The sequence below is a fragment of the Xanthomonas sp. NCPPB 2866 genome, from assembly GCF_041475745.2.
GTDB lineage: Bacteria > Pseudomonadota > Gammaproteobacteria > Xanthomonadales > Xanthomonadaceae > Xanthomonas > Xanthomonas arboricola.
Genome location: NZ_CM192975.1, coordinates 3656763 through 3682561 on the forward strand (window position 1 = coordinate 3656763; position 25799 = coordinate 3682561).

Sequence of the window (25799 nt, forward strand, 5' to 3'; positions counted from 1 at the left end):
CCGTGGGCTATCGTGCGCGACATGAACGAACCGAAAAGTGCCTTGGTTGTCGATGACGAGCGTGACATTCGCGAACTGCTTGTTCTCACCCTGGGCCGGATGGGCCTGCGCATCAGCACCGCCGCCAACCTGGCCGAAGCACGCGAGCTGCTGGCCAACAATCCCTACGACCTGTGCCTGACCGACATGCGGTTGCCCGACGGCAACGGCATTGAACTGGTTACCGAAATCGCCAAGCATTACCCGCAGACCCCGGTGGCGATGATCACCGCGTTCGGCAGCATGGACCTGGCGGTGGAAGCCTTGAAGGCCGGCGCCTTCGACTTCGTCAGCAAGCCGGTGGATATCAGCGTGCTGCGCGGCCTGGTCAAGCACGCGCTGGAATTGAACAACCGCGACCGCCCGGCCCCGCCCGCGCCGCCGCCGGAACAGGCCAGCCGCCTGCTCGGCGACTCCGGCGCGATGGAAGGCCTGCGCGCCACCATCGGCAAGGTCGCGCGCAGCCAGGCGCCGGTCTACATCGTCGGCGAATCGGGCGTGGGCAAGGAGCTGGTCGCCCGCACCATCCACGAGCAAGGCGCACGCGCGGCCGGCCCGTTCGTGCCAGTCAACTGTGGCGCCATCCCCGCCGAACTGATGGAAAGCGAATTCTTCGGCCACAAGAAGGGCAGCTTCACCGGCGCACATGCCGACAAGCCCGGCCTGTTCCAGGCCGCGCATGGCGGCACGCTGTTTCTGGACGAAGTGGCCGAATTGCCGCTGCAGATGCAGGTCAAGCTGCTGCGCGCGATCCAGGAAAAATCGGTGCGCCCGGTGGGCGCCTCCAGCGAGTCGCTGGTGGACGTGCGCATTCTCTCGGCCACCCACAAGAACCTGGGCGACCTGGTCTCCGACGGCCGTTTTCGCCACGACCTGTACTACCGCATCAACGTCATCGAACTGCGCGTGCCGCCGCTGCGCGAACGCGGCGGCGACCTGCCGCAACTGGCCGCGGCCATCATCGCGCGCCTGGCACATAGCCACGGCCGGCCGATTCCGCTGCTGACCCAGTCCGCGCTCGACGCGCTGGACCAGTACGGCTTCCCGGGCAATGTGCGCGAGCTGGAAAACATCCTAGAACGCGCCCTGGCCCTGGCCGAAGACGACCAGATCAGCGCCACCGACCTGCGCCTGCCCGCCCACGGCGGCCATCGCCTGGCCGCCACACCCGGCAGCGCCGCCGTCGAACCCCGCGAAGCGGTGGTGGACATCGACCCCGCCTCGGCCGCCCTGCCTTCCTACATCGAGCAACTGGAGCGCGCCGCGATCCAGAAGGCACTGGAAGAAAACCGCTGGAACAAGACCAAGACCGCCGCGCAGCTGGGCATCACGTTTCGGGCGTTGCGTTATAAATTGAAGAAGTTGGGGATGGAGTAAAAGGCCGGGAGTCGGGATTGGAGAATCGGGAATCGTAAAAGCACAGGCGCCGCTTCGATGGTTCCTGCGGGACACACCGCCGTGGATTGGCTAATGCATTACCTCGCGGTGGCCCGCCGCAATCCTTGACGCTGTGGTCCAAATAAAAAAGCCTGGGACGTACAGGCCCCAGGCTTTTCCGATTCCCCAATCCCGATTCCCGATTCCCGGCCCTTAGTCCTTCGTCACTCGGTTGATCTCGGCCAGGCTGGTCACACCGTGCGCGGCCTTGACCAACGCCGACTGGCGCAGGTCACGGATGCCGATACTCTGTGCCGCCTCGGCGATCTGCATAGCGTTACCGCCTTCCAGCACGATCGCGCCGATCTCGTCGGTCATCGGCATCACCTGGTAGATACCGGTACGGCCCTTGTAGCCTTCGGTGCACTCGTCGCAACCGACCGCCTCATACAGCTCGATCCCGGCAGCGATCTGCGCAGGCGTGAAGCCTTCGGCCAGCAACGCATGCTCGGGCAAGGTCGATTTGCGCTTGCAGTTGTTGCACAGGCGCCGCGCCAGACGCTGCGCGATCACCAGGGTCACCGACGAGGTGATGTTGTAAGGGGCAATGCCCATGTTCATCAAACGCGCGATGGTCTGCGGCGCGTCGTTGGTATGCAGCGTGGACAGCACCATGTGACCGGTCTGCGCGGCCTTGATCGCGATCTCGGCGGTCTCCAGGTCGCGGATTTCGCCGACCATGATGATGTCCGGGTCCTGACGCAGAAACGAGCGCAGCGCCGCGGCGAAGGTCATGCCGCGCTTGTTGTTCTGCTGCACCTGATTGACGCCAGGCAGGCGGATTTCTACTGGGTCCTCGGCGGTGGAGATGTTGCGCGTCTCGTCGTTGAGGATGCCGAGTGCCGTATACAGCGACACCGTCTTGCCCGAACCGGTCGGCCCGGTCACCAGCACCATCCCGTAGGGTTTGTGGATCGCCTCCAGGAACAGCTTCTGCTGGTCCGCCTCGTAGCCCAGCTTCTCGATGCCCAGCTTGGCCGCGCTGCCGTCCAGGATACGCAGCACCACCTTCTCGCCGAACAACGTCGGCAAGGTGCTCACGCGGAAGTCGATCTGCTTGGTCTTGGACAGGTTGAGCTTGATGCGCCCGTCCTGCGGCACCCGCTTCTCGGCGATATCCAGCTGCGACATCACCTTCAGGCGCGCCGCGATGCGCTGGTTCAGCTTTACCGGTGCCTTGGCCACATTCTTCAGCAGCCCATCGATCCGCAAGCGCACCCGGTAGTCGTCCTCATAGGGCTCGAAGTGGATGTCGGAGGCTCCCCGCCGGATCGCATCCACCAGCACCTTGTTGACGAACTTCACCACCGGCGTGTCGTCGCCCTTGGCATCGACCCCGGAATCCCCGCCAACGCCCATGTCCTCGTCCCCGGCCGACACGTCCAGGTCGCCCATCCCCTCATCGTCGTCACCGAGCGACGAGCCAAGCGCCGCATTGCTGGCTTGCCATTGCTCCAAGGTGCGACGGATCTGGTCCTCGTCGACCAGGATCGGCTCGACCACCAGATTGGTATGGAACTTTATGTCGTCCAGCGCCCGGGTCTGGGTCGGGTTGCTCACCCCCACGAACAACCGGTTGCCGCGCTTGAACAGCGGCAGCACCTGGTACTTCTGGAGCAACTCCTCACTGACCAGTTTGACTGCGTTCTGGTTGGCGTCGAAGACCGACACGTCCATCAAGGGCATGCCGAATTCGACAGCGTTTGCTGCTGCAAGTTGAGAGGCAGTGACCAGCTTCTTTTCGGCGAACCACTGCGGTAACGGGACCTTGGCCGATGCGGCCTGATCCATTGCGGCCCGTGCGATACCTTCGTCCAATACACCGTCCTGAACCAGACGACGAGCAATTCCGGTGATCCCGACTAGATTAACAGTGGCGGCTACGTTCATTAAAGAGGCTCCAGGGAACAGCAGACTAAAAGTGCTCCACTGGCACTAAGTGCAATGGAATCAGCGCAGTGGATTGCAGCAATCATTTGGCTTAACTACTACGCCAGATGTCCAACTACTATTTCAGCAAGTAAGAATCCTGTCGCACTAAAAACAAACGGGCCCGCAAAATTTGCGGGCCCGTCACAAAAGCAGCGAAAAGAAAACATCAGATCGATTGATTCAATTTCTCTCTGCCTTGTTCAAGGCTGCCTATTAGGTTCCACCGCAGGTCTTGGGCTTCAGCTTCGCAGCGACATTAGTGGAGCAAGTCCAGGCGCCTACGACACCAGCCGTCGTATCAGCAGCACGAGTCCAGGTGATGGTTTGGCCAGCCACTTGGGCGTTGCCCTTCAATGTGCAGGTCACAGTAGAGGCACCAGTCGTTGCGACAGCAACAGCATAGGTACAACGGTCAGTCGGACCCGGCTGAAGACCTACGTCTGCGGGAAGAGCAAGGGCAGTGGTGATCCCGTCAGCAACCTTGGTTTCAATATTAACCTTGGCAGGCGTGATTTCCGCCAGACCCGCAGCGACCTGCGACTTAGCGGTGTAATCCTGGTAAGCCGGCAGTGCGATGGCGGCCAGGATGGCAATGATCGCAATCACGATCATCAGTTCGATCAGCGTAAAACCTTGTTGCTTCTTCATGGATGTCCCCTAGAGTTGTTAAGTGTTCGCCCACGGGCCACTCCCTTTGGGCGCCGCGTAGCGTGTGCCACGTGCAGGGTTGTACAAGCAGGATGCATGCCAAGTATTCGAAATCCATCCAAATTCCCCCTGGAGTGAATGATGCCGCATGTCCTGCGCGCCTTGGGAGCCAAGATATGGAACTGCGACAGGCTCCCCGACCGGCCCCCAGCTGTCACTAGGTGACGCGAAACGTCAGGCACTAGCGCCACCAACGAGGCATTCAGGTTCGCAGGAAGCAGATGCCATGCATCCCGGAACGAGTTACCATCCTGAGGGTATTCGCCTGGGGATGGTGAATGGGGATCTCACATGTCAGCAGTACGTAGTGCCATCAAGAACAAGCCGGCTGTACAGGCAGATCAGATGAGCCCGTTTGTCTGGGAGGGAACAGACAAGCGCGGCATCAAGATGAAAGGCGAGCAGACCGCCAAGAATGCGAACTTGCTACGCGCAGAATTGCGACGCCAGGGCATTACGCCCACTGTTGTCAAGGTGAAGCCCAAGCCTCTGTTTGGCTCTGCCGGTCAGAAGGTGACCTCAAAGGATATTTCCTTCTTTAGCCGGCAGATGGCGACAATGATGAAGTCGGGCGTTCCAATCGTCGCTGCGCTGGAAATAATTGGCACCGGCCATAAAAACCCGCGCATGCGTAGCATGGTCGGACAGATTCGTAGCGATATCGAGGGTGGCTCATCGCTGCACGAGGCAATTGGCAGGCACCCGGTGCAGTTCGATGAACTGTATCGAAACCTGGTCAAGGCTGGCGAAGGCGCGGGCGTCCTTGAGACAGTGCTGGACACCGTGGCCACCTATAAAGAGAACCTGGAAGCATTAAAGGGAAAGATCAAGAAGGCTCTGTTCTATCCTGCAACCGTGGTCGCGGTAGCGCTTTTGGTCAGTTCAATTCTGCTGATCTTCGTCGTGCCGCAGTTTGAAGATGTTTTCAAAGGTTTCGGTGCGGAACTTCCTGCATTCACCCAGATGATTGTCAATGCATCCAGGTTCATGGTGTCTTGGTGGTGGTTGATCTTGTTTGTGGTGGTCGGGGCCGTGGTTGGCTTTATCTACGCATACAAACGCTCCCCATCGATGCAACACGGCATGGACCGCTTGGTGCTCAAGGTGCCGATTATTGGCAAGATAATGCACAACAGCTCGATCGCTCGCTTTTCCCGGACCACAGCCGTGACCTTCAAGGCTGGCGTGCCGCTGGTAGAAGCGTTAAGCATTGTTGCTGGCGCCACGGGCAATTCTGTTTACGAAAAAGCTGTGCTGCGCATGCGGGACGATGTGTCGGTAGGCTACCCGGTTAATGTCGCGATGAAGCAGGTCAATCTGTTCCCGCACATGGTGGTGCAGATGACTGCCATAGGCGAAGAAGCCGGTGCGCTGGATGCCATGCTGTTCAAGGTCGCCGAGTACTTCGAGCAAGAGGTCAACAACGCGGTTGACGCCCTTAGCAGCTTGCTTGAACCACTCATCATGATATTCATTGGTACCGTTGTCGGCGGCATGGTCATCGGCATGTACCTGCCTATTTTCAAGCTAGCCACTGTAGTTGGATAAGACGTAATGGCATTTCTCGACCAGCATCCCGGTCTCGGCTTTCCCGCCGCGGCCGGACTGGGACTGCTGATCGGCAGCTTCCTGAACGTGGTGATCCTGCGCTTGCCCAAGCGCATGGAGTGGCAGTGGCGGCGCGACGCGCGCGAGATCCTGGAGCTGCCGGACATCTATGAACCGCCGCCGCCGGGCATCGTGGTGGAGCCCTCGCACGACCCGGTCACCGGCGACAAGCTCAAGTGGTGGGAGAACATCCCGCTCTTCAGCTGGCTGATGCTGCGCGGCAAGTCGCGCTACAGCGGCAAGCCGATCTCCATCCAGTACCCGCTGGTGGAGCTGTTGACCTCGATCCTGTGCGTGGCCAGCGTCTGGCGGTTCGGCTTCGGCTGGCAGGGCTTCGGCGCAATCGTGCTGAGCTGCTTCCTGGTGGCGATGTCGGGCATCGACCTGCGCCACAAGCTGCTGCCGGACCAGCTGACCTTGCCGCTGATGTGGCTGGGTCTGGTCGGCTCGATGGACAACCTCTACATGCCGGCCAAGCCCGCCCTGCTGGGCGCGGCGGTCGGCTATGTCTCGCTGTGGACGGTGTGGTGGCTGTTCAAGCAGCTCACCGGCAAGGAAGGCATGGGCCACGGCGACTTCAAGCTGTTGGCCGCGCTCGGTGCCTGGTGCGGGCTGAAAGGCATTCTGCCGATCATCCTGATCTCCTCGCTGGTCGGCGCCATCCTCGGCTCGATCTGGCTGGTGGCCAAGGGCCGCGACCGCGCCACCCCGATCCCGTTCGGCCCCTACCTGGCAATCGCCGGCTGGGTGGTGTTCTTCTGGGGCAACGACCTGGTGGACGGTTACCTGCACTTCGCAGGCCTGCGTTAACCGGGGCACGACGATGAGCGACTTCGTCGTCGGCCTCACGGGTGGCATCGCCTCCGGCAAGAGTGCCCTCGCCGCCGAGTTCGAGAAGCTGGGTGTGCCGGTCATTGATGCGGATGTCGTTGCGCGGCAGGTCGTGGCGCCTGGCCCCATTCTCGACGCCATTACCGAGCAGTTCGGCGGCGAGATTCTGTTACCGAATGGAACGCTTGACCGCCAAGCGCTGCGCAAGATCGTCTTCGCCGATCCAGCCCAACGGAAAGCGCTGGAAGCGATCACCCACCCTGCCATTCGCGCAGAACTGCAGCGCGCCGCGCAGGAAGCCGTGGGCCCCTATACGATCGTCGCGATTCCCCTGCTGACCGAAGCGGGCGGACGAGCGACCTATGCCTGGCTGGACCGCATTGTTGTCGTCGATGTGCCGGTGTCGCTCCAACATGCTCGCCTGATGCAACGCGACGGGAGCACATCGGTGCTTGCCGATCAGATGATTGCCGCGCAAGCGTCTCGCGAACAACGATTGGCCATTGCCGATGACGTAGTCAGCAACGAAGGCGACACGGACCGACTGGCGCAACAAGCGCGAAGCCTGGATGCGAGCTACAGGGCAACTTTACAAACGCATCGAATCGGGCGCTGACATCTACGGCTGCGCACCCAAAATACTGCCATGGCCAGTCGACTGCCGTTACCGCCGGCGAGATCGTTAGCACACGAAGCGTGGCATCCATTACTCCCTTACTACGATGCAGAACCCGGCCGGCCGCACAGCCGGCGCTGCCCGAGCGTGCGCTTGCGCGGGATTTGGCTGGAGCAGTTGGGATTTGCGGTTGGGTGCAAGCTGCAGATCACTGCGCGTGCGGGCGAGTTGGTGGTGACGGTGGTGAAGCGCTGAGCTGGGTTTTGGGTGCGGATGTTGTCTGCAAGCACCGGCGCGGGGGGCGTCATGGGTAAGGCTGTCGCGCCCGGGTGCGCTCCTACGGGAGTGTGGGTGGTGGTTAGCGGTGGAAGGCTAGTGTTGCGATGACGCCGCGCTGCTGGCCTGGGCGCACGCTGACGCGCCAGCCGTAGAGGTCGCACAGCCGGCTGACGATCGACAGGCCGATGCCGCCGCCTTGCGAGTGGCCGGCATGGGTGCCGCGGTAGCCGCGCTGGAACAGTTTGGCGGCGTCTTCCTCGCTCAGGCCGGGGCCGGAGTCGATCACTTCCACCGCATCGCCGAGCACGCGCACGCGTACCTGGCCGTCCTGGGTGTACTTGACCGCGTTGCCGATCAGGTTGCCCAGCGCCACCGACAGGGCGGATTCGGGCGCGTCGATGACCAGGTCGCGTTCGCCCTCCAGCAGCAGCTCCAGCTGCTTGCCGCCGAGCTGGGCGCGGTGCGCGTCGATCAGCTGTTCGGCCACCTTGGCGACATTGCTGCTGCCCTGCCCGCGTTCATTGCGCGAGAGCAATAGCAGCGAGCCGATCAGGTCGCTGCACTGCAGTTCGGCGCGCTGGATGCGCTGCAGGCGTTGCAGCATCTTTTCGTCGAGATTGGGCTTGGTGAGCAGCAGTTCGGTGGCGCCGCGGATCACCGCCAGCGGGGTGCGCAGTTCGTGGCTGACGTCGGCATTGAACTCGCGGTCGCGCTGTACAACCTCGGTGAGGCGGGCCGAGTAATCGTCCAGCGCTTCGGCCAGCTGGCCCACTTCGTCGTCCGGGAAGTGCGCGGCCAGCGGCTTGGGCTCACTGGTGCCGCCGCGATAGGCGCGCAGGCGTGCGGCCAGGTCCGACACCGGGCGCATGACCTTGGACGCCGACCACCAGCCAATCAGCAGCGAGAAGCCGCTGAACACCAGCACCGAGAGCATCAAGGTGCGCTTGAGCTGGATCTCGCCCTTGATGGTCTGGGTCATGTCGTAGGCGAGGAAGAACCACTCGCTCGGCGTCTTGCGCACCGCCAGCTTGTACGAATACGCGTTGCCGTTTTCGTCCACGCCGGAGATGGTGTGGATGCCGTCCGGAAACTGATACCACTCCGGCTGTTCCAGCCGCAGCGCTTCGAACTTGTCGCTTTTGACCACCCGCCCACGCATCTGCTGCACCGGCAGGTCGGGGTTGCGCAGCGGGTCGGAATAGAAGCGCTGCGCAAAGGCGTCGATATTGCGGTTCATCACGTCTTCCACCAACTGGTTTTCCACGCGCGAGCGCGCCCAGTTGGTGGCGAAGGCGAACAGCGTGGTCAGGCAGAAGCCCAACAACACGAACGACAGGATGATGCGGCTGCGCAGGCGCCGCCGGTAGCGGCCGCGCCTGCGGGCGGGCCGCGCGCCGTTATTGCTTTCAGGCATCGGGCGAGGCGATGCGATAGCCGATGCCGTGACGGGTCTGGATCATCGGTACATCGAAAGGCTTGTCGACCACCGCACGCAGGCCGTGGATATGCACGCGCAGCGAGTCCGAATCCGGCAGCTCCTCGCCCCAGACGCGGGTTTCCAGCTCCTGACGGGTGACCACGGCCGGCGAGGCCTCCATCAGCGACTGCAGGATCTTCAAGGCAGTGGGGTTGAGCTGCAGCAGCTTGCCGCGGCGACGCACTTCCAGCGTGTCCAGGTTGTATTCCAGATCGCCGGTTTCCAGCACGCGGGTGTGCACGCCCTTGCCACGACGCGACAGCGCGTTGAGCCGCACTTCAACTTCCTGCAGCGCGAACGGCTTGATCAGGTAGTCGTCCGCGCCGGAGTCGAAACCGGCCAACTTGTTGTCCAGCGAATCGCGTGCGGTGAGCATCAGCACCGGTGTCTGCTTGCGCGCTTCGTTGCGCAGCTTGCGACACACCTCGATGCCATCCATGCCGGGCAGGTTGAGGTCGAGCACGATGGCGTCGAACTCGTGCACCACGGCCAAGTGCAGACCGGTCACGCCGTCGGCGGCAAAGTCCACCGTGTGGCCGCGGTCTTCGAGATAGTCGCCCAGATTGGCGGCGATATCGCTGTTGTCTTCGATTACTAGAATTCGCACTGAAACCTCAATAACTATGGTCGGGGTGGACTTAGGAGCCCGGGTCGGTGGCCTTGTGTCTCCGCTGCATGGAGCTCATGTCACGCTCGCCGCTGTCACGCAAGCGTCTGCGTTCGGCAACGGTTTTGCAGATCGAAGTGGTGTGGTGAGAACCCGTCGCCTTTTCACGCGTACAAACCAGGCGACTTTCCTCACCCGCCCTCGTCAAAATTGTATTGATGAGCTCTTGGTCGTTATAGACCGCTGCCTTTCGGTCCGGCGTCAACGCCTGTGCATCACCATTTTCTGCCACTGCAATTTCTATTCTCGTGAGCGCAGAAAGCACCTTAGCGCGGTCTTCCTGACTGATCTCGGAGTACTTGGTGCCGCCATCCAGCTCGTTGCGCACTTGAGCGGCCTGCTGGGCGAATGGCTTCTTGACGTCTACTTTTGCAGAGGCAGCAGCGGCATTGGCTACCAAAAGCACAGAGAGAGATGCGGCATAACAGAAAGCCTTGAGCATGATCGTTCCTTGTTCCATCGTCCGTTTAACATTTCCTCACTTTAGACTCGACGTCGCTGGTGGAGCAAGCGTGCCTAAGTAAAAAGGCCCAAGTGCGACAACGCACTTGGGCCAAAAGTTCATCCCGATCACCGTCACTGCCGAGAGCGGAGCTACGGTCGGGTGAGGCTAGCGAGGAAAGGATTAGATTTTCGTTAAATTTTTGCTAACAACACTTCCGGCCCGATCAACGGATCGACTGCTCCAGGTGCTGGATGATCGCCGCCGCCACGTCAACCTCGCAGACCCCTTCCACGCCCTCCAGTCCGGGAGTCGAGTTGACCTCGAGCACCAACGGCCCACGCCTGGAACGGATCAGGTCCACACCGGCCACGGCCAGGCCCAGCGCGCGCGCCGAGCGTACCGCGACCTCCTGCTCCTGCTCGGTGGCCTGGGCCACCGCAGCGCTGCCGCCCAGATGCAGGTTGGAACGGAAGTCGCCCTCGGCCGCCTGCCGGCGCATGGCGGCAACCACCCGGTCACCGACCACGAAGCAGCGCAGGTCCGCGCCCTCGGCCTCGCCGATGAATTCCTGCACGATGAAGTTGGCGTACAGCCCACGCAGTGCCTCGACCACGCCGCGCGAGGCGCTGGCTTTCTCGGTGAGGATCACCCCGGCGCCCTGCGCGCCCTCGTTCAACTTCACCACATGCGGCGGCGGGCCCAGCATCGACAGCAGATCCTGGGTGTCGTCCGGGTTGTCGCCGAACACGGTCACCGGCATGTCGATGCCTTGCGCGGCCAGCAACTGATGCGCGCGCAACTTGTCGCGCGAACGCAGGATGGCGTCGGACGGGTTGGGCGTGTAGGTGCCCATGAATTCAAGCTGGCGCAACACGGCGGTGGCATAGCGCGTGACCGAGGCGCCGATGCGCGGGATCACCGCATCGAATCCGGTGATCGGCTTTCCCTTGTAGTGCAGGCTGAAACCGTCGGCGGCGATGCGCATGTAGCAGCGCAGCGGATCGAGGATGCGCACGGTATGACCACGCTTGCGCCCGGCCTCGATGAGCCGCCGGGTCGAATACAGCTTGCTGTTGCGGGAAAGAATGGCGATTTTCATCGCGGCAGGTGTACGGCGCGGCCTGGACATGGTCGGAGTCTGATGACGGAGTGACCCAAGTCCGTAGGTCTGCCGGCCGATTGCACGCGCGGGCAGCGTCCCTGCCCTGCACGTTGCGTTCGACGGGTGTGCGACGGCCCCGAGAATGGGAGGTGGAAGTGACGCAGCAAGGCAGCTGTAAGACTGCACGCGCGGCGTGGCTGCGACGGCCCGGATGCTAGCAGGGCGGCTGCGCAGCGCTCAAGCGCGCTGACGTACCGCGGCACAGGTGATGCATGGCGCAGGTTTGCCCGCGACAGTCGCGCAGACAACGCAGCAGACATGCGCGACTCAACGTGTCAGCTCCATCCGCGTCAGCGCGCGCGCTTCCGTCACCTCGGGCGGAATGACCGGCCGCCGCATACCGCATCGACCGCCCTCACGCCGCCCCCCTGTCGTCGTGACGCAGTTTGCACAGCGCAACCCGCAATGCTTGAGTTCCCTCAATGCCGGCATGCCGGCGCACCCGAGACTCTCAATGCGACGTCCAGCAAGCGCGGCTTACGCCAACCCCTCCCGCATCCGTCAAGGACGCCCGTTTCCGCGCGGTGCCGTCTTCGATGGCCAGGGCACCAATTTTGCGTTGTTTTCCGCGCATGCCACGCGCGTGGAGCTGTGCCTGTTCGACGAACAGGGCACCGAAGTGCGGGTGGATCTTCCGGAATACACCAACGAGATCTGGCACGGCTACCTGCCCGACGTCAAACCCGGCCAGCGCTACGGTTACCGCGTGCATGGCCCGTATGAGCCCACCGAAGGCCACCGCTTCAACCACAACAAGCTGTTGATGGATCCGTATGCACGCGAGATGGATGGCGACCTGATCTGGGCAGACGAACTGTACGGCTATACCGTGGGTCACCCGGACGGCGATCTGAGTTTCGACGAGCGCGACAGCGCGCCGTTCATGCCCAAGTGTGTGGTGGTTGAAGACACCTACGACTGGGAAGACGACGCGCGCCTGCTCAAGCCGTGGAACGAGACGGTGATCTACGAAACCCATGTGCGTGGCTATACCATGCGCAACCCGCAGGTACCGGAGGCCGTACGCGGCACCTTCGCCGGCCTGGCGCAGCCGCAGGTGCTGCAATACATCAAGGACCTGGGCATCACCGCGGTGGAGCTGTTGCCGGTACATGCGTATCTGGACGACCAGCATCTGCTGGACAAGGACCTGCGCAATTACTGGGGCTACAACACCATCGGCTTCTTCGCGCTGAAGTCGCGCTACCTGTCCAGCGGACATCGCGATGAGTTCCGCGACATGGTCAAGGCCATGCACAAGCAGGGCCTGGAAGTGATCCTGGACGTGGTCTACAACCACACCGCAGAAGGCAGCGAGCTGGGCCCGACGCTGTCGTTCAAGGGCATCGACAACGCCAGCTACTATCGCCTTGCCGAAGACAAGCGTTACTACATCAACGATACCGGCACCGGCAATACGCTCAATCTGAGCAACTCGCGGGTGATCCAGTTCGTCAACGACTCGCTGCGCTATTGGGCCGGCGAGATGCATGTGGACGGCTTCCGCTTCGACCTGGCCACGATCCTGGGACGCGAGCCGAGTGGCTTCGACCAGCGTGGCGGTTTCCTGGATGCGTGCAACCAGGATCCGTTGCTGTCGGAGGTCAAGTTGATTGCCGAACCCTGGGACTGCGGCCCCGGCGGCTACCAGGTCGGTCACTTCCCGCCGGGCTGGTCGGAATGGAACGACAAGTTCCGCGACAACGCCCGCGAGTTCTGGAAGGGCGAGGATGGCAAGCTCGCCGAGTTCGCCACGCGCTTCACCGGTTCGGCCGATCTGTTCGATCGTCGCGGTCGCCGCCCGTGGGCGTCGGTCAACTTCATCACCGCGCATGATGGATTCACCCTGCGCGACCTGGTGAGCTACAACGAAAAGCACAACATCGCCAATGGCGAGGACAATCGCGACGGTTCGTCCAACGACGGTTCCTGCAACTATGGCGAGGAAGGCGATACCGACAACGCGGACGTGCTGCAGATCCGCGAGCGGCAGATGAAGAACCTGCTCGCCACGCTGCTGCTCTCGCAAGGGACGCCGATGATGCTTGCCGGTGACGAGCGTGCGCAGTCGCAGGGCGGCAACAACAACACCTATTGCCAGGACAACGAGATCACCTGGCTGGACTGGGAAAACGACCCGACCGATGGCCGCCTGACCGACTTCGTCAAGGCACTGACACAGTTGCGCAAGCGCTATCCGATCCTGTCGCGCGGCCGCTTCCTCAACGGCCAGTACAACGAGGAGGCAGGCCTGCGCGATCTCACCTGGCTCAATCCGGGTGGCACCGAAATGGACGACGCGCACTGGACCGATGCCGGCGCACGCTCGGTGGGACTGCTGCTGGAAGGCAAGGCCCAGACCTCCGGTGTCAAGGAGCTGGCCAACGACGCCACCTTGTTGATCGTCATCAATGCCTATCACGAAGGCGTGACCTTCACCCTGCCCTCGGCCGACGAACCGGTGCACTGGAAGCTGGCGCTCTCGACCGACGAAGCACTGGAAGTGGACATGATGCCGGCCGGCGCCAGCGAATTCCTGGCCCCGCCGCGCAGCGTGTCGGTGTTCGAGTGCAAGAACGACCAGTAACACTGATGCGGTAACACGAACTCGCGGCCTGCCGGAAACCCGGTAGGCCGCGAGTTTTTTATTGCTTCGACATCGGCGACGGAGGCTACGGCTTTAACAGGATCTGCGCTATCGATTCATGGATGCCTATGCAGCAGTGCAACTCTGAAGGTGACAGCCGGACTCTGCGTCGAGCGCGGGGAAGCAGAATCGCTGCCGGCGCGCCGCAATCGCAGATAGAGCTGCAATGGCTTTGCTTGCCAAACAGCTTGGAGCAGCGGCTTGGTCTCTAGTGGCGCGCGTGGCGATGCGGCCTGGTGCGGTATTTATCGAGTTACCGCTCGCCTTTATCGATAGCCGATCAACCAACTTAAAAAAGCCGAAACAGCCGCACCCGGCAATCACGCATTTCGAGTACATCTCGAAAAACCCGCCGCTTAATCGCGACGCACTGTGCTTAAACAATTACATCGCCACAGCAAGCTGGACACGCAATTCGCTGGCTCCGGCCTAAAACACGGCGACATCGGCAGGCATCACCACACCCAGATGTGATTGCACGATCCGGCAGCGTCTCGAATGCGGCAAATGACGGCGATAACACCAAAGTGCACGACGGCCGTGAATCGCTAAGCGTTACGCGCCCTAGCCAGACCTTGAAGACGCAAAACTCAGCCCGGATACAGCGGGAATCGCTTGTCCGGATGATTGGCCTTCCATTCCTTGTAGGAGCTGGTGCCTTCCCAGGCCTTGAACGCACGCGGCGTGCGACCACGCCCGGACCAGGTCTCGCCGGAATGCGGAATCCAGTACTTGGCCACCACTTCGCCTGTGGACGACAACGGCCCCTTGGATTTGCCAGTCATTGCCAGCGAGGCAATCTGGGACTTCTGCTTGGCATTGAAGCGGCTGCCGAATTGGGTCAGCACCTCGACCACCTGGTCGAAGGCTTCCAGCGTCTGGGCGTACTTCAGTTGGGCTTCTTCCTGCTCGAGCTTGCGCAGCTCTTCCAGCAATTGGGCTTTGGCGGCGGCAGAGGGTGAAGCGGGCGGAACCTGGCGCATTGGCAAAACTGAGGTTGGACGGGTCAGCGAGTATTGCCGCTGCGCCGGCTAGCGTAAAGCGGCAGGACGCGCCCGAGTCTGGCTGCGCTCAGCGATGGCGCAGCAAGGCATGCTCGCGGGCCATGGTCAGCACCGGCCCGATGCGCCCGGCCCGGATCAGCTCACCGCAGTGCTTGCCGACAAACTCGACCCTGGGCACAGAAAACCACTGCACCACCCGATCCAGCTCGCCGGCGTTGATGGACCAGGCATGGCAGACCGCTTCGCCCAGCTCTTCCACCCCCACCAGCCCCAGCTCGCGAATCTGCTCGGAATCCAGCGCGAACATCTCCAGCACCTTGCCAGCATCGTCCGGCGTGCCGTAACCAAAACGCATCTGCTCGGCGCGGTGAGCAACCGAGGCGGCACGCGCGGATTCGGCGCGGCGTATGCCCTTCAGAAGTGCGCCGATGAGTTGAGGATGCGTGGCGGTCATGGTGCTCGCTCGATGATGGCTGCCACTATGCCCATCGCCGCGAGCCCGCTCAATCAGGAGGTTCCTGACCATGGGCAAGGAAATAGCGAAGCGCGCAACTGGCGTTATTCGCTCCAAGCGCGCTGCAATCAATGCCGGGTCAAACACTAACTGTTAAGTCCGGCGGCACCGTCACAATCGGTTGTAGCCGACGAAAACATCCGATCCGCGATTAAAAACCGACAGCTGAAAACCAATCGTTGCCATCGACTGCGGAGGCCTGGGCTACGCCCTGAAATGGCATGTCGGGGGGTAAGCGCAATCGCGCAGCGACCACCCAGAAGGTAAGCAATTCAGTTAGGACGGATCGGATATAGAGCGATTGCGCTCTGGCACAGCGGACAAGATCGTCAGAGGCACCTGCCGGACATGGAGCGGGCGATGGGAATCGAACCCACGTCAGTAGCTTGGGAAGCTACAGCTCTACCATTGAGCTACGCCCGCACGGCGTTGCGAGAGTTTAGGCGGGTGCGGGGGCCGGGCGCAATGCACAGATGTGACGAGGGCCGGTTGCCCGGCCCTCGTTTGCAACGCATGTGGTGCGTGGATCAGAAGTTGCCGCTGAAATTCACGAACAGCGTCGCGTCGCGGGCGCTGCGCTGGGCGGTGGTGGTGCTCAGGCCGATGTTGCTCTGCAGGCCCCACAGGCCGGTGCGGGCGCCCAGCACGACGGTCGCGTAGTTGCGATCGAAGTTCTGCCCGGGGACGGTGTACATGCCCACTTCCGGCATCGACTGCAGCCAGGCGCGGGCTTCGGTGCCGTCCTTGAACTCGTGGTCGTAGGTCGCCTGCAGGTACGGCTTGACCGCAGCACCGTCCAGGCGCACCTGGAAGCCGATGCGGCCGACCATCGAGTCGATGTCCTGATCGGCATAGCCCAATGCGGTGGAGCTTTCGTTGCTCTCGGTGTAGCCGTCGAGCTTGAGCTTCTGCCAGGTCAGGCCGACCACCGGGCCGTACTTGACGTTGCCTTCGCCCAGCGAATAGCCGGCGTTGACCGCGGCGGTGAGGTTGCTGCCATCCGGCGAGCCGCTGTGTACGCGGGTGGCCGGCCCCAGCTGCACTTCGCGGTCGACGTCGTAGCTCAGCCAGCTGTAGCTGACCTGCGCGTTGACCCAGACCGGGCCGGTGTACCAGCCGAAGAAGCCGCCCAGCGTGGCGTCGTCCTGCTTGAAGCTGCCGTTACGGTTGCCGAAGTCGGCGTCCATGCTGCCGAAGCCGGCAAAGCCGCCGAACACCAGGTCGCCCGCAGTCCAGTCCACACCGAACAGGCCGGCCGGGGCCATGCCGTCGTACAGATCGGCGTGGTCGTAACGCTGCATGTCGCCGCGCACGCTACCCCACCAACGCAGGCCATCGGCGTCCGGCTTGCCGTCCAGATGCCAGGCCACCTGGTCGGCGCGCGCGCGGCCGATCGCCTGCGCCGAATGCGTCAGCACCTGCTGCAGACGCGGGGCTTCCAGCAGCGAGATGGCGTACTCGCCCAGGATCTGGTGGGTGGCGGTGGTCGGATGGATGCCATCGGCGAACACATAGGTGTTCGGCGCGTTGGCAGCGACCAGGCTGGTCGGGTTGCAGGCCGGCAGCGGCACGGCGGGGTTGCAGGCGGTGCTGGTGACGTTGCTGAAGCCGTAGGTGCCCGGATCGGCAACCACTTCCTGCAGGATGTGGAAGGTGTCGACCGGGATCACGCGCAGGCCGGCCGATCGCAGGCCATTGAACAATGCGGTGTTGTAGGCGGTTGCCGCAGCAGTGCCCTGCGCCATCGCGGCGGCACCGCCGGCGCGGAAGCGCGGGGTGATGCCCACGTCCGGAATGGTCGGCACCATCACATAGCGCGCGCCGGCAGCCTGCAAGGCGCCGACTGCACCGACCTGCGCGGTGACCGCGTTGCCGATGATGGCCTGCGCCTGGGCCGGCGCGGCGGCAGCGGCGAGCAGATCGTTGGCGCCGCCCCATACGGTGTAGAGCGCATTCGGGTTGGCCTGGCCGCCGTTGGCGCTCAGGTAGGTGTTGATCTGGCTGGTCACCGAGGGCGCGGCACCGAGCACGCTGCTCGAACCGGCCTGGATGCGGGCGCCGCCGGCGGCGTAGTTGTCGCCGGTCTGGCCATTGCCGTTGGGCGCAGCATTGGTGCCGTAATGGTCGGCGACGTACTCAGCCCAGACCCAGCCCGGGTTGGTGGTGAACTTGCCGGTGACCGCGCGCGAGGCGGCCGGCAGCAACGGGTTGTAGTAGCCGCTATCGGTGAGGCTGTCACCGAAGAACACGGTCTGGTCGAACGCAGACGCGGCCATGGCCGGGGTGGCCGCAATGGCGATGGCCACGGCCATCAGGGAACGGATCGGGCGAAGGGTTGAAGCCATGGGAGTGCCTGCTCAAGGTAGTGTGGAACTGGACCGGACCTGCTGACGTACGCCGGCGAATGGCACATGGTTTCACCCTCGCCGCCCGCGCTCACGCTGCATTGCCGCATAACGCAAAAACGCGCGCCCTGACGGCACGCGATGCCACAATGATGACATGAACATTCAACTCAACGGCACCCCGCGCGACATTCCCGACGACCTGCTGCTGGCCACCCTGCTGGAGCAGGAAGGTCTTGCACAGCGGCGCGTGGCGGTGGAGATCAATGGCGAAATCGTGTCACGCGGGCGGCATGCCACGCACCGGTTGCGTGCCGGCGATGTGGTGGAGATCGTGCACGCGCTGGGCGGCGGTTGATGCGACGCGCAGGCCGGCGCAGCTGCGCGCGATCGGTGATAATTACCCGATGACCAATACCGCCCCCTCTGATGCGCTGATCATCGCCGGCAAGCCCTACCGTTCGCGCCTGCTGACCGGCACCGGCAAGTTCAAGGACCTGGACGAAACCCGCCTGGCCACCGAAGCGGCGGCCGCGCAGATCGTCACCGTGGCGATCCGCCGGGTGAACATCGGCCAGGACCCCAACGCGCCCAGCCTGCTCGATGTGCTGCCGCCGGATCGCTACACGCTGCTGCCCAACACCGCCGGCTGCTACACCGCCGAAGACGCGGTGCGCACCTGCCGGCTGGCGCGCGAGCTGCTGGACGGCCACAACCTGACCAAGCTGGAGGTGCTCGGCGACGAGCGCACGCTGTATCCGGACGTGGTGCAGACGCTCAAGGCTGCCGAGCAGTTGGTCGCCGACGGCTTCGACGTCATGGTCTATACCTCCGACGATCCGATCCTGGCCAAGCGCCTGGAAGAAATCGGCTGCGTGGCGGTGATGCCGCTGGCCGCGCCGATCGGCTCCGGGCTGGGCATCCAGAACAAGTACAACCTGCTGGAAATCATCGAAAACGCCAAGGTGCCGATCATTGTCGATGCCGGCGTAGGCACGGCGTCGGATGCGGCAATCGCGATGGAGCTGGGCTGCGATGGCGTTCTGATGAATACCGCCATTGCCGGTGCGCGCGATCCGATCCTGATGGCGAGCGCGATGCGCAAGGCGATCGAGGCCGGACGCGAAGCCTTCCTGGCCGGGCGGATTCCGCGCAAGCGGTATGCCTCGGCGTCGAGTCCGGTAGATGGCGTGATTGGATGAGTGGGTGGACTGCGTTGACATTGCCGTCGATGCGCACCGCTTGGCCGTGTGGCGTGCCGGATGTGGCCGTTGCTGGATCGCGCGTCGCTGCACGTTCTCCCTCACGCCGTACCCTCTCACCCCAACCCCTCTCCCCAAGGCAGAGGGGCTTTTGTTTTTTGATGTGACTTCCTCATGACTGATCCTTTCACCAGCGACGGCGCCAAGATGCCGCCCAAGCCCTTCACCATCGAAGAGGGCCGCCGGCAGGTGCGCAGCTTCGTGCTGCGCCAGGGCCGCTTCACCCCGGCGCAGCAGCGCGCGTTCGACGAGCTGTGGCCGCGCTTCGGCCTGGACTACAGCGGTGCGCCGCGCGATCTCGATGCGGCCTTCGGCCGTCCCGCACCCAAGGTGCTGGAAATCGGGTTTGGCAATGGCGCGGCATTGCGCTTTGCCGCGCAGCAGGACCCCAGCCGCGATTACATCGGCATCGAGGTGCATGCGCCCGGCGTCGGTCGCCTGCTCAATGCGCTGGACGAGGATGGCAGCACGCATGTGCGCCTGTATCACCACGACGCGGTGGAAGTGCTCGAGCACGAGATCGCCGATGGCGCGCTTGACGAGGTGCGCATCTACTTCCCCGATCCGTGGCACAAGAAGCGCCACAACAAGCGCCGCCTGATCCAGCCGGCGTTCGCGCAGCTGGTGGTGCGCAAGCTACGCGATGGTGGCCGCCTGCATGCGGCCACCGACTGGGCCGATTACGCCGAACAGATGTGGGACGTGCTCGACGCCACCCCGGGCCTGGTCAATCGCGCCGGCCCGCGCGGCCACGTCGAACGCCCCGCCTGGCGCCCGCAGACCCACTTCGAAACCCGCGGCCAGAAGCTCGGCCACGGCGTGTGGGATCTGGTTTATGACCGGGATTCGGGAGCAGGGATTGGGGATTCGTAACAGCGCTACCCCGCATACTCGACGCCGCAGTCGCCTGACCAATCCCCACTCCCGAATCCCGAATCCCTGCCCCGATGGACACCGCGCTGACACTGACCAACGATATGAAGCTCGTCCTCGGGCTGGTCGGTTTCACGATGGCGATGTTTTTGTTCGAGCGCATCCGCGCCGACGTGGTGGCCTTGATCGTGCTGGTGGTGCTGGGCGTCACCGGGCTGGTGGCGCCGGAAGAACTGTTCGGTGGTTTTTCCGGTAACGCGGTGATGAGCATCATCGCCACCACCATTCTTGGTGCGGGGCTGGAGCGCACCGGTGCGTTGAATCGGCTGGCGACCTGGTTGCTGCGGCGCTCGCACGGCAGCGAACAACGCCTGATGATGATGACGCTGGCCATCTCCGGTTTGAATTCGTCCTTCATGCAGAACCCGTCGGTGATGGCCTTGTACCTGCCGGTCGCCTCGCGGCTGGCCACGCGCACCGGGCTGACCCTGCAACGCATGCTGCTGCCGATCGCCGCAGCCATCGTGATGGGCGGCGCGCTGACCATGGTGGGCAATTCACCACTGATCCTGCTCAACGATCTATTGGTCTCCGCCAACAACAACCTGCCCTCGGGCATGGCCAGCATCGAGCCGTTGACGATGTTCGCGCCGCTGCCGATCGGCGTGGCCTTGCTGATCGCCGCACTGCTGTACTTCCGCTTCTACGGCGACCGCAAGCTGATCGAAGAAGAACGCCTGATCAACGAAGGCGTCACACCCTCGCGCACCGAAAGCTATTTCGCCAAGACCTACGGCATCGACGGCGACGTGTTCGAGCTCACCGTCAGCGCCGAAAGCCCGTTGGTCGGCATGACCCTGGGCGAGGCCGAAGCGCTGCACGACGCGCCGTTGTTGCTGGCCCTGAAGACCGGCAACGACACCCGCCTGGCGCCGCCGGCCGACATGCGTATCTGGGTCGGCAGCGTGCTCGGGGCGATGGGGCCGCGCCAGGAAGTGACCGACTTTGCGCAGAACCAGTTCCTGCGCATGTCCTCGCGCCTGCGCAACCTGGGCGATCTGTTCAACCCCAGCCTGGCCGGCATTTCCGAAGCATTGATCCCGCCCAACTCGCGGCTGATCGGCAAGACCGCGGCCGAGTTGCGCCTGCGCAAGCAGAGCGGCATCAGCCTGCTGGCGATCAACCGCGACAAGCAGGTGATCCGCGAGGACGTGCGCAACGTGCCGCTGCGCGGCGGCGACATGCTGGTGTTCCACAGCATCTGGCAGGACCTGGCGCAGGCGGCGGAAAGCCGCGATTTCGTGCCGGTGACCGACTTCCCCAAGGGCGAGCAGCGCCCGCACAAGTTCAAGATTGCCATGGCGATCTTCGCCTTCACTATCCTGATCGCGCTGACCTCGCGCTTGCCGGTGGCGCTGACCTTGATGACCGGTGTGGCCTGCATGCTGGTCAGCGGCGTGCTGCGCATGGACGAGGCCTACGCCTCGATCAACTGGAAGACCATCTTCATGATGGCCGGCCTGATTCCACTCGGCTGGGCGATGGACAGCAGCGGCACCGCGGCCTGGGTGGCCGGCCACACCATCGACCGCCTGCCCGAAGGCATTCCGGTATGGGCGCTGGAAATCAGCCTGGCGCTGCTGACCACCGCGTTTTCGCTGGTGATCAGCCATGTCGGCGCCACCATCGTGATGGTGCCGATTGCGGTCAACCTGGCGCTGGCCGCCAACGGCAACCCCACCGCATTCGCGCTGATCGTGGCGCTGTCGGCGTCCAACAATCTGATGACGGCCTCCAACCCGGTGATCTCGATGGTGGCGGGCCCAGCCAACTATCAGCCGCGCGAGCTGTGGCGCGTGGGCGCACCGCTGTCGCTGATCTACATCGTGGTGATGGTGTCGATGATCAACCTGATGTTCTGGTGGGCAGCGCGCTGAGCCGCACCACTTTCAGCAGTCACCCAAGCACCACCTGCTCACCCTCGATGCGCACCGGCACCGCCAGCAGTGACTGACCGCGGCACGGGCCGCTGATGCATTCGCCGCCGGTGAGCTCGAACGCTGCGCCATGCGCTGCGCACACCAGATGGCCGTCCTTGGTCTTGAGGAACTGGCCCGGCGCCCAGTCCAGCCGGCGGCCGGCGTGCGGGCAGACGTTCAACCAGGCGCGCACCTGGGCGCCGTCGCGATACAGCACCAGGGACTCCGGGCCGCCGTCCCAGACCGCTTCGACTTCCAGAAATCCGGCGTCGGGAATCTGCGCCAGTTCGGCAAGCGTGGTGGACGATGACGAAGACATGCGGTCTGCTGTTCGAGAACGGACTGCGATTGTGGCATGCGCCTGCATCGCCCCGACGCCATGCGGCGGGCTGCGATTCGCCCGCTTGCCGGCCCGTATGGGCGGTGCTCCGGGCTGCCAGAGCGACAATCGCCCAGCACACCCGATGTGATGGATTTAACAAAACGAGCGAACTTTTAACGAAGTTTTCACTCAATGACATGAAACCGCAACGATACTGCCTGCCTGTTTCCTGCCCGGCAGCCCACCGCCATGCCTGCACGCATCTTCCAATTCGGTAACCTCCACCACCTGTTTGCCCCGCGCAAGCCGCGTCACCCGTTGGTGCGCGTGGCCGCCGGCCTGGCTGGTCTGGTCATCCTTGCGGTGCTGATTTTCTTCAGCGTGTTCGTGGGCGCGGCGATGATCCTGGGCGGCATTGCCTGGAAGCTGCTGAGCAAATCGAACCGTCGCACGCCGCAGCACACCCGCGTGGTCGAGGCCGAATACCGCGTGGTGCGCAAGCCTGCGCTGCCGTTGTCGCACTGAAGCACCAGTCCACCGCCTCCAGCGCGGTGAGCATCCAATCCCGAATCAGTCGCGCAGGTATTGACCGGCCTGCGCGAGTTTGCATGCGCCGATGCAAGCCGTGATCGCAGACCTGCCAGCCAGACGTTGCGCCGCACTGCACGCTGCAGCGCGACGGTTCCGTCATGCACGGGCAAACGGCTAGACTCACGTGCCCCGTTCCCCAAGGATGCGTGCATGACCCACGATGTGATTCCCGCCGCCGATGTTCCGCGCATTCCGGTGGTTGGTGGCGGTAACTTTCCGGTGCACCGCATCTACTGTGTCGGCCGCAACTTTGCCGATCACGCGCGCGAGATGGGCGCCACTGCGCCTGCCTCCAAGGCCGAGCGTGGCCAGCCGACCTTTTTCATGAAGCCTGCCGATGCGATCGTGGTCGGCCACGGCGACCACATTCCATACCCGCCGGGCACCAAGGAACTGCACCACGAAGTGGAACTGGTGGTGGCACTGGGCAGCGATGCGCCGGCCGGCGAGTTGCCGGTGGAGCATGCAGAGGCGCTGATCTACGGCTACGGCGTGGGCCTGGACCTGACCCGACGCGACCTGCAGGCAGCGGCCAAGGCCAAGGGCCTGCCGTGGGACATCGCCAAAGGCTTCGACCACTCCGCGCCGATCAGCGAGCTGGTGCATGCCGGCGAAGTGGGCGCGCTGGAGGCCTTGAACCTGTCGCTGGAGGTCAACGGCCAGGTGCGTCAGCAGTCGTTGCTGGATCAGATGATCTGGAACGTGCCGGAGATTTTGCATGAGCTCTCCAAACTCTACGCATTGCGCGCGGGCGACCTGATCTTCATGGGCACGCCGGCCGGTGTCGGTCCGCTGCTGCCCGGCGATCAGTTCAGTGCGCGCCTGGAAAACGTTGCCGAGCGCCACGGCATCATCGCGGGCTGACACGCGGCCCGCTACGATCACCCTGCGGCAGTTGGTCCGCGACCGCATCTGGAGTGCGCTATGGGAATGGTCAGCGAATTCAAGCAATTCGCGATGCGTGGCAATGTCATCGACCTGGCGGTCGGTGTGGTCATCGGTGCAGCGTTCGGCAAGATCGTCACTGCACTGGTGGAAAAGATCATCATGCCGCCGATCGGCTGGGCCATCGGCAATGTGGATTTCTCGCGCCTGGCCTGGGTGCTCAAGCCGGCCGGCGTCGATGCCACCGGCAAGGAAATTCCGGCAGTGGCGATCGGCTACGGCGATTTCATCAACACCGTCGTGCAGTTCGTGATCATCGCCTTTGCGATCTTCATGGTGGTCAAGCTGATCAACCGCCTGACCCACCGCAAGCCGGATGCTCCCAAGGGCCCGAGCGAAGAAGTGCTGTTGCTGCGCGAGATTCGCGATTCGTTGAAGAACGACACACTGAAGACACCGGGCGTGCCGTAAGCGGACACATCCGCTGCGCAACTTCGCGCAGGAGGATGACCTTTCGCACGCAGACGGGGGACCTCGCGCTGATAAGCTCGGGGTCCCCTTGTCGTTGGAGCCGCCCTGCATGCGTCGCCTCGCTGTTGCCATCTCTGCCCTACTCGCCTGCACACCCGCGCTTGCCGCACAGACCACCATCGCCGATGGCGCGCTGCGCACCGCCGCGCAGCTGCGCGAGCAGGCCTTGGCCGACACCACCGGCTTTGCGGTGGTGGAATCGTTGACTACCGAAGTGGGCCCACGCATTGCCGGTGGCGAGGCCGATCCGCGCGCGGTGGCCTGGGCCAAGGCCAAGTTCCAGTCGCTGGGCTTCGACAAGGTGTGGACCGAGCCGGTGAGCTTTCCCAAATGGCAGCGGCGCAGCGAGCAGGCGGCGGTGATCGGTGCACATGCGCAGCCCCTGCACATCACTGCACTGGGCGGCAGCCCGGGCGGCACCGTCGAAGGCGAGGTGGTGCGCTTCGACAACCTGGTCGCACTGCAGGCCGCACCGGCCGGCTCGCTGGCCGGCAAGATCGCATTCGTCGATTACCAGATGACCAAGGCGCGCGACGGCAAGGATTACGGCAATGGCGGCGCGGTGCGCAGCAAGGGTCCGTCGGAAGCGATCCGCAAGGGCGCGATCGGCTTCGTGATGCGCTCGGCCGGCACCGACTCGCACCGCGTGCCGCATACCGGCATCACCCGCTTCGATGAAGGCGTGACGCCGGTACCGGCAGCGGCGTTGTCGGTGCCCGATGCCAACCAGCTCGCGCGCCTGACCGCGCTGGGCAGCACGCGTGTGCGGCTGGCGCTGGATTGCGGCTGGGACGGCACCGCGACCTCCTACAACGTGATCGGCGAAATCACCGGACGCAGCAAGCCGAAGGAAGTGGTGGTGATCGGCGGGCATCTGGATTCGTGGGATCTGGGCACCGGCGCGATCGACGATGGTGCAGGCGTGGCGATCACCATGGCCGCGGGCCACCTGATCGGCCAACTCAAGCAGGCGCCCAAGCGCAGCATCCGCGTGGTGGCCTTCGCCAACGAGGAGCAAGGCCTGTACGGCGGCAAGGCGTATGCGGCCGCGCACGGCAAGGATGCCAAGGACATGGCGCTGCATCAGATCGGCGCGGAGAGCGACTTCGGTGCCGGGCGCATCTATGCGTTCAACACCGGCTCGGCGGCACCGGAGGCGTCGCGCGCAGCGACCAGACAGATTGCCGAGGTACTCGCGCCGTTGGGCATCGCGTATGAGCCGAGCAAGGGCGGCCCCGGCCCGGATGTCGGGCCGATTTCCGCCAAGGGTGGCGCCTGGGCATGGCTGGCGCAGGACGGCACCGACTACTTCGACCTGCACCACACCGCCGACGACACGCTGGACAAGATCGACCCCAAGGCGCTTGCGCAAAACGTCGCGGCCTACACGGTGTTTGCGTACCTGGCGGCCGAAGCCGATGGCGATTTCGGCAGCCGCGCAAAAAGCGTGCAGCCGCCGAGCGAATAACTGCATTTGCAGACGTCGCGGGCGCACCTCGGTTGAGTGCGCGCGGCACAGGGCACGCGCACGCTGCGCGTGATCTGTGCCGATACCGACATCGCAGCGACGATTGCCAGCGGCCAGGCACGTCCTGGTCGCTGCAGGTCTCAAGCACGCCACCCGCCTTTCGCTTCCACTCCAGGA

At 63.7% G+C, this 25799-nt stretch carries 25 protein-coding genes and 1 tRNA gene; 15 read left to right on the forward strand and 11 right to left on the reverse strand.

Going from position 1 to position 25799, the window contains the following annotated elements; all coding sequences use genetic code 11:
* Positions 1-21: 21 nt before the first annotated feature.
* A complete protein-coding gene (locus tag ACCQ04_RS15570) occupies positions 22-1416 on the forward strand; it encodes a sigma-54-dependent transcriptional regulator (RefSeq protein ID WP_051634076.1) in 1395 nt (464 codons plus the stop codon).
* 213 nt (positions 1417-1629) lie between these two features.
* Here ACCQ04_RS15570 and pilB read toward each other — a convergent pair whose 3' ends face one another.
* On the reverse strand, positions 1630-3366 hold the full coding sequence (pilB, locus tag ACCQ04_RS15575; RefSeq protein WP_226427346.1) for a type IV-A pilus assembly ATPase PilB: 1737 nt from the start codon (positions 3364-3366) through the stop codon (positions 1630-1632).
* 255 nt (positions 3367-3621) lie between these two features.
* Positions 3622-4056, reverse strand: a complete 435-nt coding sequence (locus tag ACCQ04_RS15580; protein WP_104646205.1) for a pilin — start codon at positions 4054-4056, stop codon at positions 3622-3624.
* A 351-nt stretch (positions 4057-4407) separates the two neighbouring features.
* Here ACCQ04_RS15580 and ACCQ04_RS15585 point away from each other — a divergent pair, with 351 nt between their 5' ends.
* Genes ACCQ04_RS15585 through ACCQ04_RS15600 form a run of 4 tightly spaced genes read left to right on the forward strand, consistent with a single transcriptional unit; the run spans position 4408 to position 7426 of the window.
* On the forward strand, positions 4408-5664 hold the full coding sequence (locus ACCQ04_RS15585) for a type II secretion system F family protein (RefSeq protein WP_226427347.1): 1257 nt from the start codon (positions 4408-4410) through the stop codon (positions 5662-5664).
* A gap of 6 nt (positions 5665-5670) precedes the next feature.
* The gene (locus ACCQ04_RS15590) at positions 5671-6534 is read left to right on the forward strand and encodes a prepilin peptidase (RefSeq protein ID WP_016849610.1); all 864 of its coding nucleotides are present in this window, start codon (positions 5671-5673) and stop codon (positions 6532-6534) included.
* A 13-nt stretch (positions 6535-6547) separates the two neighbouring features.
* On the forward strand, positions 6548-7171 hold the full coding sequence (gene coaE / locus ACCQ04_RS15595) for a dephospho-CoA kinase (RefSeq protein ID WP_054592195.1): 624 nt from the start codon (positions 6548-6550) through the stop codon (positions 7169-7171).
* Between the two features lie 9 nt (positions 7172-7180).
* Positions 7181-7426 (forward strand): SymE family type I addiction module toxin, encoded by a 246-nt coding sequence (locus ACCQ04_RS15600; RefSeq protein ID WP_372358788.1) that lies wholly within the window; start codon positions 7181-7183, stop codon positions 7424-7426.
* Positions 7427-7529: 103 nt separating this feature from the next.
* On the opposite strand, the gene ACCQ04_RS15605 is transcribed toward ACCQ04_RS15600, so the two are convergent.
* The 4 genes from ACCQ04_RS15605 to rimK form a co-directional block, all read right to left on the reverse strand.
* On the reverse strand, positions 7530-8864 hold the full coding sequence (locus ACCQ04_RS15605; protein WP_016904089.1) for a sensor histidine kinase: 1335 nt from the start codon (positions 8862-8864) through the stop codon (positions 7530-7532).
* The gene (locus ACCQ04_RS15610) at positions 8857-9534 is read right to left on the reverse strand and encodes a response regulator transcription factor (protein WP_006448355.1); all 678 of its coding nucleotides are present in this window, start codon (positions 9532-9534) and stop codon (positions 8857-8859) included. Before ACCQ04_RS15610 ends, ACCQ04_RS15605 begins: the two co-directional genes overlap by 8 nt.
* A 31-nt stretch (positions 9535-9565) precedes the next feature.
* Positions 9566-10036 (reverse strand): hypothetical protein, encoded by a 471-nt coding sequence (locus ACCQ04_RS15615; RefSeq protein ID WP_221198812.1) that lies wholly within the window; start codon positions 10034-10036, stop codon positions 9566-9568.
* Between the two features lie 226 nt (positions 10037-10262).
* Entirely contained in the window at positions 10263-11138 is an 876-nt protein-coding gene (rimK, locus tag ACCQ04_RS15620) for a 30S ribosomal protein S6--L-glutamate ligase (RefSeq protein ID WP_016904091.1), read from the reverse strand.
* Between the two features lie 517 nt (positions 11139-11655).
* On the opposite strand from rimK, the gene glgX reads away from it, so the two are divergent.
* The gene (gene glgX / locus ACCQ04_RS15625) at positions 11656-13788 is read left to right on the forward strand and encodes a glycogen debranching protein GlgX (protein ID WP_065032736.1); all 2133 of its coding nucleotides are present in this window, start codon (positions 11656-11658) and stop codon (positions 13786-13788) included.
* Between the two features lie 226 nt (positions 13789-14014).
* Positions 14015-14281 (forward strand): hypothetical protein, encoded by a 267-nt coding sequence (locus ACCQ04_RS15630; protein ID WP_226427348.1) that lies wholly within the window; start codon positions 14015-14017, stop codon positions 14279-14281.
* A gap of 157 nt (positions 14282-14438) precedes the next feature.
* Here the strand turns inward: ACCQ04_RS15630 and ACCQ04_RS15635 are convergent, their stop codons facing one another.
* From ACCQ04_RS15635 to ACCQ04_RS15650, 4 genes are all read right to left on the reverse strand, one after another.
* On the reverse strand, positions 14439-14831 hold the full coding sequence (locus ACCQ04_RS15635; protein ID WP_023904915.1) for an H-NS histone family protein: 393 nt from the start codon (positions 14829-14831) through the stop codon (positions 14439-14441).
* Positions 14832-14919: 88 nt separating this feature from the next.
* Positions 14920-15306, reverse strand: a complete 387-nt coding sequence (locus tag ACCQ04_RS15640) for a hypothetical protein (RefSeq protein ID WP_024939393.1) — start codon at positions 15304-15306, stop codon at positions 14920-14922.
* Positions 15307-15715: 409 nt separating this feature from the next.
* Positions 15716-15789: transfer RNA gene (locus ACCQ04_RS15645), tRNA-Gly, on the reverse strand.
* Between the two features lie 104 nt (positions 15790-15893).
* Positions 15894-17711 (reverse strand): autotransporter outer membrane beta-barrel domain-containing protein, encoded by a 1818-nt coding sequence (locus tag ACCQ04_RS15650; RefSeq protein WP_506191509.1) that lies wholly within the window; start codon positions 17709-17711, stop codon positions 15894-15896.
* A gap of 157 nt (positions 17712-17868) precedes the next feature.
* Between ACCQ04_RS15650 and thiS the strand changes: the two genes are divergently transcribed.
* From thiS to ACCQ04_RS15670, 4 genes are all read left to right on the forward strand, one after another.
* Positions 17869-18069, forward strand: a complete 201-nt coding sequence (thiS, locus tag ACCQ04_RS15655) for a sulfur carrier protein ThiS (RefSeq protein ID WP_016903326.1) — start codon at positions 17869-17871, stop codon at positions 18067-18069.
* A 49-nt stretch (positions 18070-18118) separates the two neighbouring features.
* The gene (locus ACCQ04_RS15660; protein WP_016903327.1) at positions 18119-18913 is read left to right on the forward strand and encodes a thiazole synthase; all 795 of its coding nucleotides are present in this window, start codon (positions 18119-18121) and stop codon (positions 18911-18913) included.
* A gap of 174 nt (positions 18914-19087) precedes the next feature.
* Positions 19088-19846: a tRNA (guanosine(46)-N7)-methyltransferase TrmB gene (gene trmB, locus ACCQ04_RS15665; protein ID WP_053045691.1), complete on the forward strand. Its 759-nt coding sequence runs from the start codon at positions 19088-19090 to the stop codon at positions 19844-19846.
* 74 nt (positions 19847-19920) lie between these two features.
* Entirely contained in the window at positions 19921-21783 is a 1863-nt protein-coding gene (locus ACCQ04_RS15670; RefSeq protein ID WP_024940321.1) for an SLC13 family permease, read from the forward strand.
* A 19-nt stretch (positions 21784-21802) separates the two neighbouring features.
* Here ACCQ04_RS15670 and ACCQ04_RS15675 read toward each other — a convergent pair whose 3' ends face one another.
* Positions 21803-22144, reverse strand: coding sequence for a Rieske (2Fe-2S) protein (locus ACCQ04_RS15675; protein ID WP_053045693.1), 342 nt, complete (start codon positions 22142-22144; stop codon positions 21803-21805).
* Positions 22145-22396: 252 nt separating this feature from the next.
* On the opposite strand from ACCQ04_RS15675, the gene ACCQ04_RS15680 reads away from it, so the two are divergent.
* From ACCQ04_RS15680 to ACCQ04_RS15695, 4 genes are all read left to right on the forward strand, one after another.
* Positions 22397-22672, forward strand: a complete 276-nt coding sequence (locus ACCQ04_RS15680) for a hypothetical protein (protein ID WP_024940319.1) — start codon at positions 22397-22399, stop codon at positions 22670-22672.
* Positions 22673-22888: 216 nt separating this feature from the next.
* Positions 22889-23602 carry a fumarylacetoacetate hydrolase family protein gene (locus ACCQ04_RS15685; protein ID WP_226427368.1) on the forward strand — a complete coding sequence of 238 codons (714 nt, stop codon included), beginning with the start codon at positions 22889-22891 and terminating at the stop codon, positions 23600-23602.
* A 60-nt stretch (positions 23603-23662) separates the two neighbouring features.
* Positions 23663-24094: a large-conductance mechanosensitive channel protein MscL gene (gene mscL, locus ACCQ04_RS15690; protein ID WP_024940317.1), complete on the forward strand. Its 432-nt coding sequence runs from the start codon at positions 23663-23665 to the stop codon at positions 24092-24094.
* 109 nt (positions 24095-24203) lie between these two features.
* Positions 24204-25622: a M28 family peptidase gene (locus ACCQ04_RS15695; protein ID WP_226427369.1), complete on the forward strand. Its 1419-nt coding sequence runs from the start codon at positions 24204-24206 to the stop codon at positions 25620-25622.
* Positions 25623-25799: the final 177 nt, after the last annotated feature.

Bases quoted from the DNA above. Each gene is read 5' to 3' on its own strand.
- ACCQ04_RS15585 (WP_226427347.1), top strand. From the start codon at position 4,408: ATGTCAGCAGTACGTAGTGCCATCAAGAACAAGCCGGCTGTACAGGCA.
- ACCQ04_RS15660 (WP_016903327.1), top strand. From the start codon at position 18,119: ATGACCAATACCGCCCCCTCTGATGCGCTGATCATCGCCGGCAAGCCC.
- ACCQ04_RS15590 (WP_016849610.1), top strand. From the start codon at position 5,671: ATGGCATTTCTCGACCAGCATCCCGGTCTCGGCTTTCCCGCCGCGGCC.
- ACCQ04_RS15650 (WP_506191509.1), bottom strand. From the start codon at position 17,711: ATGGCTTCAACCCTTCGCCCGATCCGTTCCCTGATGGCCGTGGCCATC.
- ACCQ04_RS15670 (WP_024940321.1), top strand. From the start codon at position 19,921: ATGGACACCGCGCTGACACTGACCAACGATATGAAGCTCGTCCTCGGG.
- pilB (WP_226427346.1), bottom strand. From the start codon at position 3,366: ATGAACGTAGCCGCCACTGTTAATCTAGTCGGGATCACCGGAATTGCT.
- ACCQ04_RS15685 (WP_226427368.1), top strand. From the start codon at position 22,889: ATGACCCACGATGTGATTCCCGCCGCCGATGTTCCGCGCATTCCGGTG.
- glgX (WP_065032736.1), top strand. From the start codon at position 11,656: ATGCGACGTCCAGCAAGCGCGGCTTACGCCAACCCCTCCCGCATCCGT.
- ACCQ04_RS15605 (WP_016904089.1), bottom strand. From the start codon at position 8,864: ATGCCTGAAAGCAATAACGGCGCGCGGCCCGCCCGCAGGCGCGGCCGC.
- thiS (WP_016903326.1), top strand. From the start codon at position 17,869: ATGAACATTCAACTCAACGGCACCCCGCGCGACATTCCCGACGACCTG.
- rimK (WP_016904091.1), bottom strand. From the start codon at position 11,138: ATGAAAATCGCCATTCTTTCCCGCAACAGCAAGCTGTATTCGACCCGG.
- ACCQ04_RS15630 (WP_226427348.1), top strand. From the start codon at position 14,015: ATGGCTTTGCTTGCCAAACAGCTTGGAGCAGCGGCTTGGTCTCTAGTG.
- coaE (WP_054592195.1), top strand. From the start codon at position 6,548: ATGAGCGACTTCGTCGTCGGCCTCACGGGTGGCATCGCCTCCGGCAAG.
- ACCQ04_RS15570 (WP_051634076.1), top strand. From the start codon at position 22: ATGAACGAACCGAAAAGTGCCTTGGTTGTCGATGACGAGCGTGACATT.
- ACCQ04_RS15580 (WP_104646205.1), bottom strand. From the start codon at position 4,056: ATGAAGAAGCAACAAGGTTTTACGCTGATCGAACTGATGATCGTGATT.
- ACCQ04_RS15695 (WP_226427369.1), top strand. From the start codon at position 24,204: ATGCGTCGCCTCGCTGTTGCCATCTCTGCCCTACTCGCCTGCACACCC.
- ACCQ04_RS15680 (WP_024940319.1), top strand. From the start codon at position 22,397: ATGCCTGCACGCATCTTCCAATTCGGTAACCTCCACCACCTGTTTGCC.
- trmB (WP_053045691.1), top strand. From the start codon at position 19,088: ATGACTGATCCTTTCACCAGCGACGGCGCCAAGATGCCGCCCAAGCCC.
- ACCQ04_RS15640 (WP_024939393.1), bottom strand. From the start codon at position 15,306: ATGACCGCCACGCATCCTCAACTCATCGGCGCACTTCTGAAGGGCATA.
- ACCQ04_RS15615 (WP_221198812.1), bottom strand. From the start codon at position 10,036: ATGCTCAAGGCTTTCTGTTATGCCGCATCTCTCTCTGTGCTTTTGGTA.
- ACCQ04_RS15675 (WP_053045693.1), bottom strand. From the start codon at position 22,144: ATGTCTTCGTCATCGTCCACCACGCTTGCCGAACTGGCGCAGATTCCC.
- ACCQ04_RS15635 (WP_023904915.1), bottom strand. From the start codon at position 14,831: ATGCGCCAGGTTCCGCCCGCTTCACCCTCTGCCGCCGCCAAAGCCCAA.
- mscL (WP_024940317.1), top strand. From the start codon at position 23,663: ATGGGAATGGTCAGCGAATTCAAGCAATTCGCGATGCGTGGCAATGTC.